Annotated in this window: 18 protein-coding genes; 15 read left to right on the plus strand and 3 right to left on the minus strand. The window is 68.2% G+C overall.

Annotation, left to right across the window (positions count from 1 at the left end; translation table 11 throughout):
• The first annotated feature begins 95 nt into the window (after positions 1-95).
• On the plus strand, positions 96-1,739 hold the full coding sequence (locus ACAG20_RS04840) for a carboxylesterase/lipase family protein (RefSeq protein WP_370491751.1): 1,644 nt from the start codon (positions 96-98) through the stop codon (positions 1,737-1,739).
• Positions 1,740-1,782: 43 nt separating this feature from the next.
• Here ACAG20_RS04840 and ACAG20_RS04845 read toward each other — a convergent pair whose 3' ends face one another.
• On the minus strand, positions 1,783-2,265 hold the full coding sequence (locus ACAG20_RS04845; RefSeq protein WP_112683479.1) for a hotdog fold domain-containing protein: 483 nt from the start codon (positions 2,263-2,265) through the stop codon (positions 1,783-1,785).
• Positions 2,266-2,669: 404 nt separating this feature from the next.
• On the opposite strand from ACAG20_RS04845, the gene rpsJ reads away from it, so the two are divergent.
• Genes rpsJ through rpsQ form a run of 11 tightly spaced genes read left to right on the plus strand, consistent with a single transcriptional unit; the run spans position 2,670 to position 8,236 of the window.
• Entirely contained in the window at positions 2,670-2,975 is a 306-nt protein-coding gene (rpsJ, locus tag ACAG20_RS04850; RefSeq protein ID WP_003883485.1) for a 30S ribosomal protein S10, read from the plus strand.
• 15 nt (positions 2,976-2,990) lie between these two features.
• Complete coding sequence (rplC, locus tag ACAG20_RS04855; protein WP_370491752.1) at positions 2,991-3,644, plus strand: 50S ribosomal protein L3; 654 nt, start codon at positions 2,991-2,993, stop codon at positions 3,642-3,644.
• Positions 3,644-4,321: a 50S ribosomal protein L4 gene (rplD, locus tag ACAG20_RS04860; protein ID WP_112683477.1), complete on the plus strand. Its 678-nt coding sequence runs from the start codon at positions 3,644-3,646 to the stop codon at positions 4,319-4,321. The genes rplC and rplD overlap by 1 nt, the downstream gene beginning before the upstream one ends.
• Positions 4,321-4,623 (plus strand): 50S ribosomal protein L23, encoded by a 303-nt coding sequence (gene rplW / locus ACAG20_RS04865; protein WP_370491753.1) that lies wholly within the window; start codon positions 4,321-4,323, stop codon positions 4,621-4,623. The genes rplD and rplW overlap by 1 nt, the downstream gene beginning before the upstream one ends.
• 27 nt (positions 4,624-4,650) lie before the next feature.
• Positions 4,651-5,487, plus strand: a complete 837-nt coding sequence (rplB, locus tag ACAG20_RS04870) for a 50S ribosomal protein L2 (RefSeq protein ID WP_112683475.1) — start codon at positions 4,651-4,653, stop codon at positions 5,485-5,487.
• A 17-nt stretch (positions 5,488-5,504) separates the two neighbouring features.
• Positions 5,505-5,786 (plus strand): 30S ribosomal protein S19, encoded by a 282-nt coding sequence (rpsS, locus tag ACAG20_RS04875; RefSeq protein WP_006245110.1) that lies wholly within the window; start codon positions 5,505-5,507, stop codon positions 5,784-5,786.
• A complete protein-coding gene (rplV, locus tag ACAG20_RS04880; protein ID WP_112683474.1) occupies positions 5,783-6,400 on the plus strand; it encodes a 50S ribosomal protein L22 in 618 nt (205 codons plus the stop codon). The genes rpsS and rplV overlap by 4 nt, the downstream gene beginning before the upstream one ends.
• Positions 6,400-7,257 carry a 30S ribosomal protein S3 gene (gene rpsC, locus ACAG20_RS04885; protein ID WP_083037845.1) on the plus strand — a complete coding sequence of 286 codons (858 nt, stop codon included), beginning with the start codon at positions 6,400-6,402 and terminating at the stop codon, positions 7,255-7,257. The genes rplV and rpsC overlap by 1 nt, the downstream gene beginning before the upstream one ends.
• A 3-nt stretch (positions 7,258-7,260) precedes the next feature.
• A complete protein-coding gene (gene rplP, locus ACAG20_RS04890) occupies positions 7,261-7,677 on the plus strand; it encodes a 50S ribosomal protein L16 (RefSeq protein WP_112683472.1) in 417 nt (138 codons plus the stop codon).
• A complete protein-coding gene (gene rpmC, locus ACAG20_RS04895) occupies positions 7,677-7,919 on the plus strand; it encodes a 50S ribosomal protein L29 (protein WP_013830257.1) in 243 nt (80 codons plus the stop codon). The genes rplP and rpmC overlap by 1 nt, the downstream gene beginning before the upstream one ends.
• Positions 7,919-8,236: a 30S ribosomal protein S17 gene (gene rpsQ, locus ACAG20_RS04900; RefSeq protein WP_083037846.1), complete on the plus strand. Its 318-nt coding sequence runs from the start codon at positions 7,919-7,921 to the stop codon at positions 8,234-8,236. The genes rpmC and rpsQ overlap by 1 nt, the downstream gene beginning before the upstream one ends.
• Positions 8,237-8,251: 15 nt before the next feature.
• Here rpsQ and eccE read toward each other — a convergent pair whose 3' ends face one another.
• Together eccE and ACAG20_RS04910 are read right to left on the minus strand one after the other, a co-directional pair.
• Positions 8,252-9,454 carry a type VII secretion protein EccE gene (gene eccE, locus ACAG20_RS04905; protein ID WP_370491754.1) on the minus strand — a complete coding sequence of 401 codons (1,203 nt, stop codon included), beginning with the start codon at positions 9,452-9,454 and terminating at the stop codon, positions 8,252-8,254.
• A 157-nt stretch (positions 9,455-9,611) separates the two neighbouring features.
• Positions 9,612-10,658 carry a hypothetical protein gene (locus ACAG20_RS04910; RefSeq protein WP_370491755.1) on the minus strand — a complete coding sequence of 349 codons (1,047 nt, stop codon included), beginning with the start codon at positions 10,656-10,658 and terminating at the stop codon, positions 9,612-9,614.
• A gap of 446 nt (positions 10,659-11,104) precedes the next feature.
• On the opposite strand from ACAG20_RS04910, the gene ACAG20_RS04915 reads away from it, so the two are divergent.
• The 3 genes from ACAG20_RS04915 to ACAG20_RS04925 all read left to right on the plus strand — a co-directional run bounded on the left by ACAG20_RS04915 (position 11,105) and on the right by ACAG20_RS04925 (position 15,299).
• On the plus strand, positions 11,105-12,019 hold the full coding sequence (locus ACAG20_RS04915; protein WP_370491756.1) for a LysR family transcriptional regulator: 915 nt from the start codon (positions 11,105-11,107) through the stop codon (positions 12,017-12,019).
• 66 nt (positions 12,020-12,085) lie between these two features.
• Positions 12,086-14,437 (plus strand): arylsulfatase, encoded by a 2,352-nt coding sequence (locus tag ACAG20_RS04920; RefSeq protein ID WP_370491757.1) that lies wholly within the window; start codon positions 12,086-12,088, stop codon positions 14,435-14,437.
• Positions 14,438-14,441: 4 nt separating this feature from the next.
• A complete protein-coding gene (locus tag ACAG20_RS04925; RefSeq protein ID WP_370491758.1) occupies positions 14,442-15,299 on the plus strand; it encodes a formylglycine-generating enzyme family protein in 858 nt (285 codons plus the stop codon).
• The last annotated feature ends 38 nt before the right edge of the window (positions 15,300-15,337 follow it).

A 15,337-nucleotide genomic window follows, 5' to 3' on the forward strand; every position in this document is an offset into this window, starting at 1 on the left:
TCGTCGAACCTCGCTAACCGCCGGTGTTGATGCGGCGGTCCAGCTTCGGCTCTCCTTCGTCGAACCTCGCTAACCGCCGATTAGGCTCATCGGTCATGTCGACCGGATCTTGTCGCCGCCGCGGACCGCTGGCCGGTGCCGTCGTGCTGGCGCTGCTCGCCGGGCTGCTCGCCGGGTGCGGGCGATCCGACGGCGCGGCGCTGCAACCGGGCTTCGGGCCACGGGCCGTCGCACTCAACGCCGACGTGGTGCGAAGCTCCGCCGGATTGTTGCGGGGCACGGTCGGCCCGGATCACCGGCTTTTCCAAGGGATTCCGTACGCCGCAGCGCCGGTCGGGCCGCTGCGTTGGCAACCGCCGGCGCCGATGCCGGCGTGGCAGGGAGTGCGCGACGCCGTCAAACGCGGGCCGTGGTGCATCCAGCCGGATGCCGCCGAGGTGGACCCGATCAGCGAGGACTGCCTGACGCTCAACGTGTGGACGCCGACCGGTTCGGCGGCCGAGCCGTTGCCGGTCATGGTGTGGATCCACGGCGGCAGCTTCATGCGGGGCGCCGGTGACATCTACCACGCGCAGCGACTGGCGGTCCGCGGCCGCATCGTCGTCGTCACCATCAACTACCGGCTGGGCGCGCTGGGCTTCCTGGCCGACCCCGCACTAGGTGAGGTCGGCAACTACGGGCTGGCCGACCAGCAGGCAGCGCTGCGCTGGGTGCGCGACAATATCGGTGCGTTCGGCGGCGACCCGGCCAAGGTGACGATCGCCGGTGAGTCCGCCGGCGGCATGTCGGTCTGCGATCACCTGGCCGCACCGGAGTCGGCCGGGTTGTTCCGGGCCGCGATCATCCAGAGCGGACCGTGTCAGGCGCAGGTCGAGGCTCCCGACGCGCGGCGGATCAGTCGCGACTACACCGAATCCGTCGGGTGCGCCGAGCGGGGTAAGCGGGCCGCCGCCGAGAATGCGGATGTGGCCGCCTGCCTACGCGGGCTGTCGGTCGACCGGCTGACCAAGCCGTTGTGGTACGCCCGGTTCGGCACCGACCAACTCAGTGGACCGGTCGTCGGGACCCCGCTGCTGCCGGCCGATCCGGTGCGGGTGTTCCGGGACGGCGGCGCGGCCCGGGTGCCGGTGCTGCTGGGCGTCAACCGCGACGAGTTCACCATGTTCGTCGCGCTGCGCTATCTGCGTGTCGGCCGGGAGATCGCCGCCACGGAGTACCTGGACGAGCTGGAGGACACCTTCGGCTCCGGTGAAGGCCCCGCGGTGGCCGAGCACTACCCGCCGGCACGATTCGGCGACAGCACCTCGCTGGCCTACGCCGCGGCGGCCACCGACGACATCTTCGCCTGCCTGGCCGATCGGATGGCTCGCGGGCTGGTCGCCGGCGCGCCGGTGTACGGCTATGAATTCGCCGACCCGCACGCGCCGGCGCCGGAGCTCTTCGACCATCTGCCGTTCCCGATCGGTGCCACCCACTCGCTGGAGATGCGCTACCTGTTCGACATCGGCGGCGCCCCGCCACTGGACCCCGTGCAACGGCGGTTGTCCGACCAGATGGTCGAGTACTGGACCGGTTTCGTGGTCACCGGCGCCCCGGTGGGCGTCGGCCAGCCCGACTGGCCCGCGGCCGCAGCCGGCGCCGACCGGCGGTGGATGTCGCTGCGACCCGACGGCAGTCGGATGATCACCGACTTCGGCGCGGCGCACCAGTGTGACTTCTGGGCAACCGTGCGGAGTTGATCCGCGCCCACCCGCCGGACGGGCGGCAGGGGAGCAGTGGCGATCAGGTCCGAGTCACCCAGGTGGTGATCTCGGCGTGCACCACTTCGACGCCGGATTCATCGGTGACGCTGACCGGCACCGTGACCTCCACGCCGTCGCTGATGGCCTCGAAGTCCGGCAAGTCCGGCGGGGCCAGTCGGGCGGTGGCCCGCAACGACGTCGTCGCCTTGGCCAGGTAGGCCACGTTCATCGACTTGGGGATCCAGCGATGGCTGCGCGGCACCGTGGCCTCCATCAACATCCCCATCGCCACCTCGGCGGCGTTGCAGGAGGCGATCGCGTGCACGGTGCGCAGATGGTTGTAGACGAACGGCCACTTCGGCACCAGTACCTCGGCCAGTCCGGGCTCCATCCGGACCACGTGCGGCAGCACCGATGCGAAGTAAGGGACTCTGGCCATGGCCGCGGCCGAGAACAGCCGGGTGCCGCCGGGCAGGCCCGCCAACCGGCGCCAGGCCTGATATGTACTGGTAGGTCCGGTCACGGCGAGCTATCTTACCGGCAAGTAAGATCGCTCGCGGGGTGGCTCCACCGGGTCACGGCCGGAGGGCCGGCGTCGATGTGACCGGGGATTTGGCCGCTGACCCGATCTGGGGCATACTGTTCAGGTTCGCCTGCGCCGGGGTTGCCCTGGTCGGGCATACGACCAGCGCCCAACCGGGCGCGTCCGGTCCCACTCTCGCAGCACGGAGTTTTTTCGCCGTGAACGAGGCCGCGTGCGGGCGACACGCCCGACCGCGGGGACCGGTGGACCAGGACAGGTAAACAGCGGCGGCAGCGCCCAGCGCAATGTCGGCACAGGGTCGATGGCCCTGAAAAGGCAGCAGTGCGCGCGGGCGCGAAGGGTTCGAAAGCCGGACCCCTTTGCAGGAGTGAGGTAGCAGAAGCGTGGCGGGACAAAAGATCCGCATCAGGCTCAAGGCCTACGACCATGAGGCTATTGACGCCTCGGCGCGCAAAATCGTCGAGACGGTCACCCGCACCGGTGCGTCCGTGGTGGGCCCGGTGCCGCTGCCGACCGAGAAGAACGTGTATTGCGTCATCCGGTCCCCGCACAAATACAAGGACTCGCGGGAGCACTTCGAGATGCGCACCCACAAGCGGCTGATCGACATCCTCGATCCCACGCCGAAGACCGTTGACGCCCTGATGCGCATCGATCTGCCGGCCAGCGTTGACGTCAACATCCAGTAGGAGCCACGAGAAACCATGGCACGTAAAGGTCTTTTGGGTACCAAGCTGGGCATGACGCAGGTGTTCGACGAGAACAACAAGGTCGTGCCGGTCACGGTCGTCAAGGCCGGGCCCAACGTGGTGACCCGCATCCGCACCCCCGAGCGCGACGGCTATTCGGCCGTGCAGCTCGCCTACGGCGAGATCAGCCCTCGCAAGGTCAACAAGCCGCTGACCGGTCAGTACGCTGCCGCCGGGGTCAACCCCCGCCGGCACCTGGCCGAGTTGCGGCTTGACGACGCCGAGGCCGCCGCGACCTACGAGGTCGGCCAGGAGCTGACCGCCGAGATCTTCGCCGACGGCGCCTACGTCGACGTGACCGGCACCTCCAAGGGCAAGGGCTACGCCGGCACCATGAAGCGGCACGGCTTCGCCGGTCAGGGCGCCGGGCACGGCGCTCAGGCGGTGCACCGCCGGCCGGGTTCGATCGGCGGTTGCTCCACCCCGGGCCGGGTGTTCAAGGGCACCCGGATGTCGGGCCGGATGGGCAACGACCGCGTCACCACCCAGAACCTGGTGGTGCACAAGGTGGACGCCGAGAACGGCGTGCTGCTGATCAAGGGCGCCATTCCGGGACGCAACGGTGGGCTGGTTCTGGTCCGCAGCGCGATCAAAAAGGGTGAGAAGTAATGGCTTCCAAAGAGCAAACGGCACTGACGATTGACGTCAAGAGCCCGGACGGCAAGACGAGCGGCTCGGTCGAGCTGCCCGCCGAGCTGTTCGACGCTCCCGCCAACATCGCGCTCATGCACCAGGTGGTGATCGCTCAGTTGGCCGCGGCCCGTCAGGGTACGCACTCGACCAAGACCCGCGGCGAGGTTCGCGGCGGTGGCCGTAAGCCGTACCGGCAGAAGGGCACCGGCCGGGCCCGGCAGGGTTCGATCCGGGCGCCGCAGTTCACCGGTGGTGGCGTGGTGCACGGTCCCAAGCCGCGCGACTACAGTCAGCGCACCCCGAAGAAGATGATCGCCGCCGCGCTGCGTGGCGCGTTGTCGGACCGGGCCCGCAACGGTCGCATCCACGCGGTCACCGAGCTGGTGAGCGGACAGACCCCGTCGACCAAGAGCGCCAAGGCTTTCCTGGGCACGATCACCGACCGCAAGCAGGTGCTCGTGGTCATCGGCCGGGCCGATGAGACGGGCGCCCGCAGCGTGCGCAACCTGCCGGGTGTGCACATCCTGGCCCCGGACCAGCTCAACACCCACGATGTGCTGCGTGCCGACGACGTGGTGTTCAGCGTCGAGGCCCTCAACGCCTACATCTCCGGCAGCGCGGCGCACACCCAGGAGCAGGAGGTTTCGGCCTGATGGCGACCGTCAGCGACCCCCGCGACATCATCGTCGCGCCGGTCATCTCCGAGAAGTCCTACGGGCTGATCGAGGACAACGTGTACACCTTCGTGGTGCACCCCGACTCGAACAAGACGCAGATCAAGATCGCGATCGAGAAGATCTTCGCCGTCAAGGTCGCGTCGGTGAACACCGCGAACCGGCCGGGTAAGCGCAAGCGGTCCCGGGCCGGCTACGGCAAGCGCAAGGACACCAAGCGCGCCATCGTGACCCTGGCGCCCGGCAGCAAGCCGATCGACCTGTTCGCCGCACCGGCCTGACCGGAGTGAAAGAGAGACCTAACTGACATGGGAATCCGCAAGTACAAGCCGACGACCCCCGGTCGTCGCGGTGCCAGCGTCTCCGATTTCGCCGAGCTCACCCGCTCTCACCCGGAGAAGTCGCTGGTCCGGCCGCTGCACGGCCGTGGCGGGCGTAACGCCCACGGCCGGATCACCACCCGGCACAAGGGTGGTGGCCACAAGCGCGCCTACCGGGTGATCGACTTCCGTCGCCACGACAAGGACGGCGTCAACGCCAAGGTCGCGCACATCGAGTACGACCCGAACCGCACCGCGCGGATCGCGCTGCTGCACTACCTGGACGGCGAGAAGCGCTACATCATCGCCCCGCAGGGCCTGTCGCAGGGCGACGTGGTGGAGTCGGGCCCCAACGCCGACATCAAGCCGGGCAACAGCCTGCCGCTGCGCAACATCCCGGCCGGCACCATGGTGCACGCCGTCGAACTGCGGCCCGGCGGCGGTGCCAAGCTGGCCCGGTCGGCCGGATCCAGCATCCAGCTGCTGGGCAAGGAAGGCAGCTACGCCTCGCTGCGGATGCCCTCCGGCGAGATCCGCCGGGTCGACGTGCGCTGCCGCGCCACCGTCGGCGAGGTGGGCAACGCCGAGCAGGCCAACATCAACTGGGGCAAAGCCGGCCGGATGCGGTGGAAGGGTAAGCGCCCCTCCGTCCGTGGTGTGGTCATGAACCCGGTGGACCACCCGCACGGTGGTGGTGAGGGCAAGACCTCCGGCGGCCGGCACCCGGTCAGCCCGTGGGGTAAGCCGGAGGGTCGCACCCGCCGGCCGAACAAGCCCAGCGACAAGCTCATCGTCCGACGCCGGCGCACCGGCAAGAAGCGCTAGGAAGCGGAGGGAAAGCGATGCCACGCAGCCTCAAGAAGGGTCCGTTCGTCGACGACCATCTGCTCAAGAAGGTCGACGTCCAGAACGAGAAGAACACCAAGCAGGTCATCAAGACCTGGTCGCGTCGGTCGACGATCATCCCCGACTTCATCGGGCACACGTTCGCCGTTCACGACGGCCGCAAGCACGTCCCGGTATTCGTCACCGAGTCGATGGTCGGGCACAAGCTCGGCGAATTCGCCCCGACGCGCACCTTCAAGGGACACATCAAGGACGATCGGAAGGCTAAGCGCCGGTGACCGTAACGACTGAATTTCCGTCCGCTGTCGCCAAGGCCCGCTTCGTGCGGGTCTCGGCCAGCAAGGCGCGCCGGGTGATCGACCTGGTGCGCGGCAAGTCGGTGTCCGAGGCACTGGACATCCTGCGCTGGGCGCCGCAGCAAGCCAGCCTGCCGGTGGCCAAGGTGATCGCCAGCGCGGCGGCCAACGCCGAGAACAACAACGGCCTGGACCCGTCCACCCTGGTGGTGGCGACCGTCTACGCCGACGAGGGCCCGACGGCCAAGCGGATCAAGCCGCGCGCCCAGGGACGTGCCTACCGGATCCGCCGGCGCACCAGCCACATCACGGTCGTGGTGGAGAGCCGGCCGTCCAAGGGCGGTCCGGCGCAGTCCGCCGGCGCCGCCCGGGCGCGTCGTGCGCAGGCCAGCAAGGCCGCCTCGGAGAAGGGCGCGGCGCCGGCCAAGAAGGCACCGGCCAAGAAGGCTTCCGCGGCCAAGGCTGCCGAGAAGACGACTGAGAAAGCGGCGGCGAAGAAGGCGCCCGCCAAGAAGGCTTCGGCGGCGAAGGCCGCGGAGACGGCCGCAGCCAAGAAGGCGCCTGAGACGTCCGACGCGAAGGAGGGCTCGGAGTAATGGGCCAGAAGATCAACCCGCACGGCTTCCGGCTGGGCATCACCACCGACTGGAAGTCGCGGTGGTACGCCGACAAGCAGTACGCGGACTACGTCAAGGAGGACGTGGCGATCCGCCGGCTGCTGTCGACCGGGCTGGAGCGCGCCGGTATCGCCGACGTCGAGATCGAGCGCACCCGTGATCGGGTCCGCGTGGACATCCACACCGCCCGGCCGGGCATCGTCATCGGCCGCCGCGGCACCGAGGCCGACCGGATCCGCGCCGACCTGGAGAAGCTGACCGGCAAGCAGGTGCAGCTCAACATCCTCGAGGTGAAGAACCCCGAGTCGCAGGCGCAGCTGGTGGCCCAGGGCGTCGCCGAGCAGCTGAGTAACCGCGTGGCGTTCCGCCGCGCGATGCGCAAGGCGATCCAGTCGGCGATGCGCCAGCCCAACGTCAAGGGCATCCGGGTGCAGTGCTCGGGCCGGCTCGGTGGTGCTGAGATGAGCCGCTCGGAGTTCTACCGTGAGGGTCGGGTGCCGCTGCACACGCTGCGCGCCGACATCGACTACGGCCTCTACGAGGCCAAGACCACCTTCGGCCGGATCGGTGTGAAGGTCTGGATCTACAAGGGCGACATCGTCGGTGGCAAGCGCGAGCTGGCCGCTGCCGCACCGTCCGCCGACCGCCCCCGCCGGGAGCGGCCGTCGGGCACCCGCCCGCGCCGCAGCGGCGCCTCGGGCACCACCGCCACCAGCACCGATGCCGGGCGGGCCGCCGAGACCATCGAGAGCACCGCTGCTGCCGAACCGGCCGTCGAGGGCCAGGGAAGCGCTGCGGCCGCGGAGCCGCAGGCAACGCAGAGCACGGAGAGCTGAATCATGTTGATTCCCCGCAAGGTCAAGCACCGCAAGCAGCATCACCCGAAACAGCGCGGTCTCGCCAGTGGCGGCACCGCGGTGACCTTCGGTGACTACGGCATCCAGGCACTGGAGCACGCCTACGTCACCAACCGGCAGATCGAATCGGCGCGTATCGCCATCAACCGGCACATCAAGCGTGGCGGCAAGGTGTGGATCAACATCTTCCCGGACCGTCCGCTGACCAAGAAGCCCGCCGAGACCCGCATGGGTTCGGGTAAGGGCTCGCCGGAGTGGTGGGTCGCCAACGTCAAGCCGGGCCGGGTGCTGTTCGAGCTGAGCTACCCCAACGAGGCCGTCGCCCGCGCCGCACTGACCCGGGCGATCCACAAGCTGCCGATCAAGGCGCGCATCGTCACCCGAGAGGAGCAGTTCTGATGGCAGTGGGAGTTACCGCCGGCGAACTGCGCGAGCTCAATGCCGACGAGCTCGTCGAGCGGCTGCGCGAGTCCAAAGAGGAGCTGTTCAACCTGCGTTTCCAGATGGCGACCGGGCAGCTCAGCAACAACCGTCGGCTCCGCACGGTGCGCCACCAGATCGCGCGCATCTACACCGTGTTGCGCGAACGGGAACTGGGCCTGGCGTCCGGTCCCGATGGTTCTGAAGGCGAGGCATCGTAATGGCACAGGCTGCAAAGGCTAACGCCACGGAGAAGGGCCCCAAGCACACTCCGCGCACGGAGAAGCCGCGGGGCCGCCGCAAGACCCAGATCGGTTACGTGGTCAGCGACAAGATGGAGAAGACCATCGTCGTCGAGCTGGAAGACCGGGTGAAGCACCCGCTCTACGGCAAGATCATCCGGACCACCAAGAAGGTCAAGGCGCACGACGAGAACAACACGGCCGGCATCGGCGACCGGGTGTCGCTGATGGAGACCCGCCCGCTGTCGGCCACGAAGCGCTGGCGGCTGGTCGAGATCCTCGAGAAGGCCAAGTAACGGCCGGTCTTCCGGTCAAGCCGGGAGTTTGACCCGCGCGAGCGGTTGCTGCGTGGTGGGCCCGAGCGGCACCTGCAGCGGTTCGTGGTCGTCCAACTGCCGGGCGGGCACGGCCAGCGTCCGGCGCAGGGGCGTCGGCAGGCTGGTGCGCAGCGCCGTCAATTGCCGGCCGTTGAGGCGGTTCAATCCGGCCCACATGTTGCGGCGCAGCCGGCGACCGGTGTGGTAACGCACCAGCACCGACACGTCGGTGTGGTTGTTCTGTGCTGTGAGCCGGACGGTGACGGCCGTGGTGTCGGCGGCGCGCTGCCAGAGCTGTTCCAGATTCGCCGTGGTGATGTCGCGCGGCGACATCCAGAAGGTGGCCGCGTACTGTCTGGGACCCTCGCGTTGCTTCTGCTTCAGCCGGCGTCGGCGCCGCCGGATCCGGGTGGGCTGTAGCCCGGCCAGCACCGTCGCGTCGACCCGGCCGAACTCCTCGGCCGGTAGTACCCGGGTGAGGATGTGTCGCTCCTGAAGGGTCTGCGCGAGCCGTTCGGTGGCCGCCGCCAGCGTCGCCGCCACCGAGTCGCGTACCGCCACCGCTTCGGCGTTGCGCATCGGATCCATCCGCAGGACCAGCCAGGTGTCGCGGGGGCAGGCGGTGTCGGGGACGGCCGGTGCCTGCTCGTCCTCGGCCGGGCCGGTGTCGGTGTCGCCGTCGGAGGTGGTGTCGCACGTTCGCACCGAGACGATGTCGATGCCGTCGAGGCGGACGTCGAACTGCCGCAGGGCGGCGGCGGCCAGACCGGCCGGTAGCGCGCTCAGCGGCTGGTGTGGGCGGGCGTCGCGGCCCGAGGTGGCTACTGGTCGCGGCGCCACGGCGATCACGGTGACCAACTGCCCCCGGTGTTCGCGCATGCCGACGACGTCGTGGCTGTAGCGGCGGCGGTGATCGAAGCCGGGCGTGCAGCCTTCGTTGAGAAACCTCGCGGGGTTGGCGAACCGATCCAGTACCCGTGCCAGCACTATCGAGGTCAGCGGGACCCGGCGGTGGGTGATCAGCGCGGCCGCCGTCACCACTGCCGCGACCCCGACGCCCGGCCACCAGGCGCGTGCCGGCGATCCCAGCTCGGTGGGCCAATGGCCGGCGAGTCGCAGAATCGCGAGATCGATGAGGAACACCGTCGTCACACGCAACCAGGACAGATTCAGTCCAAAGCTATGCTGCGCTTTCACCGTTGCGCCTGCTTCATAACCCCCCCGGGAGATTGTCCAGAATTTGCGCGCTGACCGGGTTTCCCGGTCGTGTCGGGACCCAAACATCCCAGGCCCCGGCTGCTGGAGGCCTGGGATGCCGGGCCAGCCGCGCGCTCCGGCGGCAATGGCCGCTTGCTCAGAGGCCCAGGAAGCTCAGCGGATCGAACATGCTCGCGATGTCGGTGGCGCCGCCGGCTGCGTCGGCTGCGCCCGTGGCGGCGTCCGCCACGCCGCTGGCGGCTGCGTCGGCGGCGCCACCGGCCGCATCGGCTGCCGCGCTGCCGGCCGCGTCGGCGGCATCGGCCCCCAACGCGGACACCCCGCTGAACGCGTCACCCGGATCGAGCAGTCCGGCCGCATCGAAATCGGTCGGGATGTTGAAGTCGCCGAACGGGGTTACCAGGGTGTCGGTGATGGAGTTGGCGGCGCCCTCCGCTCCCGGGATGTCGGTGTAGATATTCGCGAATCCGTTGCCGAAGTTCATGACGTCATAGACCGTGCCGACGGTGGGAAGGTCCGATGTGGTGGCGTCACTGGCCGGATCAACGTCGGTGATCGTGAACTGTGTGTTGTGGATACCGCCGAACAGGTTCGTGACGTTCTCGCTGGCGGTGACGCTGCCGAGGTCAGTGGCGTCGGTCCCGCTGCCGCTGGTGATATCGAACGACTGATCGCCCTCGGCCACCTGAAACAGTGGCGGGGCGCTGAACAGCGGGCTGAGCGGGGTGAAACCCTCAGAACCGTCGGCCTGGACGGGGCTGAAGGTGGTGTCACCGATGGTGAAGCTGTCGCCGGCGCCGGGCGTCGCATCGGTGGACGTCAGGTCACCGGAAGTGATGTCTGGTGTGCCACCGGGGGTGGCGTCCGGCGCACCGGTGACCGGCAAGCCACCGGTATCACCGATCGGCTGCGGGCTGGTCGCGTCCGGCGCGGCTGTCAGCGCGCCGAGGCCGCCGAGCTCGGGTGCGTTCGCGTCCGGGCTGAGCGTGCCGATGTCGCCGAGCGGCGTCGTGCCGCCGGTTCCCGCCATGCTGCTTGTCAGGCCGACCGGTATTGCGGTGCTGCCGATGTCACCCGCCGCGCCCACACCATTGTCGGCAGAAGCAATCGTTGCGGGCAGGATTGTGGTCGTGAGTAGTCCGGCGGTGGCCCCACCGACCGACAATATGATCCGACGATTCATTTCGGTGCGTTCCTTCCGTCTTTGTTGTCCCGGGCATGAGCTCACCTTTGAACTCGCCCGGGCGCCGGTGAACATCGCCAATCACCCGGCGTCCGCGCGCAATAGACCGCGATACGAACGCGACGCATCAATGCTGTTGGGCGACAACGTATGTCCGAACGCCCGGGACGCTGGCTGAGCCCCCTCGGCATCCTCGTCAGACGCTAACGGGTCGCGACCGCGGCCACCACCCCTGTCAGCGGATATTTCAACAGTTAATCTCAATGTAGAGAATCGCCATCATCGATTGACGCACGTAAGGCCGACGATGTAAGTCATTGGGGCAGTTAACTTGCGGGTAGAACAAGCATTTGTCCTAGTCTGGTCTCAGCGGAATCAAAGTAATCCTGTTGGCGGAATGGAACTTTCGGTTTGACCGATCCGAGGCGGGCTGCACACTGATCGCTATGGAACTGCGCCAGCTGAAACATTTCGTCGCCGTGGCCGAAGAGTTGCACTTCACCCGGGCGGCAGCGAAAGTCCACGTGGTGCAGTCCACCCTGTCGGCCTCGATCAGCGGCTTGGAAGCCGAGCTCGGTACCGCGCTGCTGGTGCGAAACAATCGTCGCGTCGACCTGACCACCGCCGGGCAGGCATTGCTGCCGGACGCGCAGCATGCGCTGGCCGCCGCAGAGCGGGCGCGTGCCGCCGTCGACGCGGTCCGGGGGTTGTTGTCCGGGCAGCTGCGCATCGGGGCGATCAAGGGGCTGGGAACCGTCGACCTGCCCGCGCTGCTGACGCGGTATCACCGGAGCTTCCCACGCATCGAGATCACGCTGCGTCACGATCCCATCGACACACTGGTCCAGGAGACCGCCGACGGCGGGCTGGACCTCGCCTTCGTCAGCCGACCCTTCGACGGCAGTCGTGTCAAGGAGCTGTCACTGGGCGCCGAGCACCTGGTGCTGGCGGTACGACACGACGACCCGCTCGCCGGCGCCGGCACCGTCGCCCTGACCGACCTGCAGCAGCGCGAGTTCGTCGAACGCCGGGCCGAGCTGCGGACTCGAATGCACATCGACAGCATCTGCGCCGAGCTCGGTTTCGAGCGGAACATCTGCGCGGAATCCAACACGCCCGACGATCTGGTCGACCTGGTCGCGGCCGGCCTGGGTATTGCCCTGCTGCCGCCGGCGCTGGTGGCGAAGTCCGAGCACATCGTCGCGGTGGCGACCGACCCGGCAATCCCGCGCGACTTGGCGCTGATCACCCCGGGGGAGCGGGCGCTCTCGCCGGCGGCTGCGGCATTCCTCGGCGAGCGGCTGTCGACCGGTGCCGGGAAGCCCGAGATGTCGGGTCGCCGGGAGCCGTCTGCGGTGTGAAAGCCCCCTGCGGCCTCACCGGGTCGGTAGGCTCTCACCCGATCCGGGGGGCTGACAACGGAGTGAGTGATAGTGGAATTTCAGGGCAAGATCGATCTCGACATCCGTGATTCCGAACCGGACTGGGGGCCGTTCGCCGCGCCGACCGCCCCCGCGGGCGCACCCAATGTGCTCTACCTGGTCTGGGATGACATCGGCATCGCCACCTGGGACTGCTTCGGCGGGCTGGTAGAGATGCCGGCGATGAGCCGGATCGCCGAACGTGGCGTCCGGCTGTCCCAGTTCCACACCACCGCGCTGTGCTCCCCGACCCGAGCGGCGCTGCTCACCGGCCGCAACGCCACCAGTGTCGGCATGGCCACCATCGAGGAGTTCACCGACGGATTCCCCAACTGCAGCGGGCGCATCCCCTTCGAAACCGCGCTGCTGAGTGAGGTTCTCACCGAACGCGGCTGGAACACCTTCTGCGTCGGCAAGTGGCACCTGACCCCGCTGGAAGAGTCCAACATGGCCAGCACCAGACGGCACTGGCCCACGCAGCGCGGATTCGAACGGTTCTACGGGTTCATGGGCGGTGAGACAAACCAGTGGTACCCGGACCTGATCCACGACAACCACCCCGTCGCGCCACCGGCGACACCCGAAGATGGCTACCACCTGTCCAAGGACATCGCCGACAAGACAATCGAATTCATCCGCGACGCCCAGACGATCGCGCCGGGCAAGCCCTGGTTCGGCTATGTCTGCCCAGGCGCCGGTCACGCCCCGCACCACGTCTTCACCGAATGGGCTGATCGCTACGCCGGACGGTTCGACATGGGTTATGAGCAGTACCGGGAGATCGTGCTGGCCAACCAGAAGAAGCTGGGCCTGGTGCCACCGGACACCGAGCTCTCCGAGGTCAACCCCTACGCCGATGTCACCGGTGTTGACGGCCAGCCGTGGCCAGCGCTGGATACCGTGCGCCGGTGGGAGAGCCTGGACGACGACGAGAAGCGACTCTTCGCCCGGATGGCAGAGGTGTTCGCCGGGTTCCAGAGCTACACCGACGCCCAGATCGGCCGGATCCTGGACTATCTCGAGGAATCCGGACAACTCGACAACACCATCGTGGTGGTGATCTCCGACAACGGGGCCAGCGGCGAGGGCGGGCCCAACGGGTCGCCGAATGAGAACAAGTTCTTCAACGGCTACATCGACACCGTCGAGGAGGCGATGAAGCTCTTCGACGAGCTGGGCACGCCGGAGACCTACAACCACTACCCGATCGGGTGGGCGATGGCGTTCAACACGCCCTACAAGCTCTACAAGCGCTACGCATCACACGAGGGCGGCATCGCCGATCCCGCGATCGTGAGCTGGCCCAAGGGAATCGCTGCTCGCGGCGAGGTGCGCGACACCTACGTCAACGTGTGCGATGTGACTCCGACAGTCTATGACTTGATCGGTATCACCCCGCCCGACACCGTTCGCGGCATCACCCAGCGGCCACTGGAAGGTGTCAGTTTCAAAGCCGCACTGCAAGATCCGGACGCCGACACCGGAAAACACACCCAGTTCTACACGATGCTCGGCACCCGTGGGATCTGGCACCGGGGCTGGTTCGCCAACACCGTGCACGCCGCGACCCCATCCGGCTGGGGCCACTTTGACGCCGACCGCTGGGAGCTCTACAACCTCGCCGAGGACCGCAGCCAGTGCCGTGACCTAGCCGCTGAGCATCCAGAGAAACTCGCGGAACTCCAAGCGCTGTGGTTCGCCGAGGCGGAGAAATACAACGGGCTGCCGCTGGCCGACCTCAACATCTTCGAGATGACGAGCCGGCAGCGGCCGTACCTGTCCCGTGACCGCACCAGCTACACCTACTATCCGCACACCGCCGAGGTGCCGATGGGGGCATGCGTGGAGCTGCGCGGCCGCTCGTTCTCGGTGCTGGCCCGGGTCGCGGTGGAATCCGCCGACGCCGAGGGTGTGTTGTTCAAACACGGAGCACGCCACGGCGGCCATGCGCTGTTCGTCCAGAGTGGCCGGCTGCACTACGTCTACAACTTCTTGGGTGAGCGCGAACAGTGGTTGTCATCGCCTGACCCGATTCCGTTGGGGCAGCATATTTTCGGGGTGCGTTTCGATCGGCGCGGTGTCGTCGAGGGTAGTCACACGCCGGTCGGGGAGGCTGCGCTCTACATCGATGACACGGTGGTCGCGACGCTGTCCGACATGATCACCCAGCCGGCAGCGTTCGCGTTGGCGGGTGGCGGGGTGAGCGTCGGGCGCAATACCGGACAGGCGGTGTCATCGGCGTACCGGGCGCCGTTCGGCTTCACCGGCGGGACCATCGCCGAGGTTGCCGTCGACATCAGCGGCGAGCCCTATGTCGATGTGAAAGCGAGTCTGGCAGCGGCGTTTTCGCGGGATTGATGCGATGCTGACAGAACTCGTCGATATCCCCGGCGGTGTCTTCCGGATGGGGTCGACGAGCTTCTACCCCGAAGAGGCGCCGATCCACACCGTGGCCGTGGCCGCGTTCGCGATCGAGCGGCATCCGGTGACCAATGCCCAGTTCGCCGAATTCGTCGCCGCAACCGGGTATGTCACCGTCGCCGAGCAGGAACCCGACCCGGTGTATGCCGCCGAGCCGGGCGCCCTGGTCTTCACCCCGACCGCCGGGCCGGTCGACCTGCGCGACTGGCGGCAGTGGTGGCGGTGGGTGCCCGGCGCGAGTTGGCGGCATCCGCTCGGTCCGCACAGCACCATCGAGCACAAGCCGGATCACCCGGTGGTCCAGGTCGCCTACCCCGATGCGGCCGGCTACGCGCGCTGGGCGGGGCGGCGACTGCCCGCCGAAGCCGAATGGGAGTACGCCGCCCGCGCCGGCACGTCCAGCACCTACCCCTGGGGCGAGGAGGAGAAGCCGGGCGGGGAACTGATGGCCAACACCTGGCAGGGTGCCTTTCCCTACCGCAACGACGGCGCGCTGGGCTGGTCCGGGACCTCCTCGGTGGGCAGCTTCCCGCCCAACGGTTGGGGGCTGCTGGACATGATCGGCAACGTCTGGGAGTGGACCACCACCGAGTTCTGCGGGCATCACCGCCTGGACCCACCGCCCAAGTCCTGTTGCGCGCCCGACGGCCCCGCCGACCCGGGCGTCAGCCAGACCCTCAAGGGCGGATCGCACCTGTGCGCACCGGCGTACTGCCACCGCTACCGGGCCGCGGCACGCTCCCCGCAGTCACAGGACACCGCAACCAGCCACATCGGGTTCCGCTGCGCGGTGGGCTAACTACCCCGGGCGAGCGTGCGTGTTTGTGCGGAACGCGC

Source organism: Mycobacterium sp. pW045, assembly GCF_041287085.1.
GTDB classification, from domain to species: domain Bacteria; phylum Actinomycetota; class Actinomycetes; order Mycobacteriales; family Mycobacteriaceae; genus Mycobacterium; species Mycobacterium algericum_A.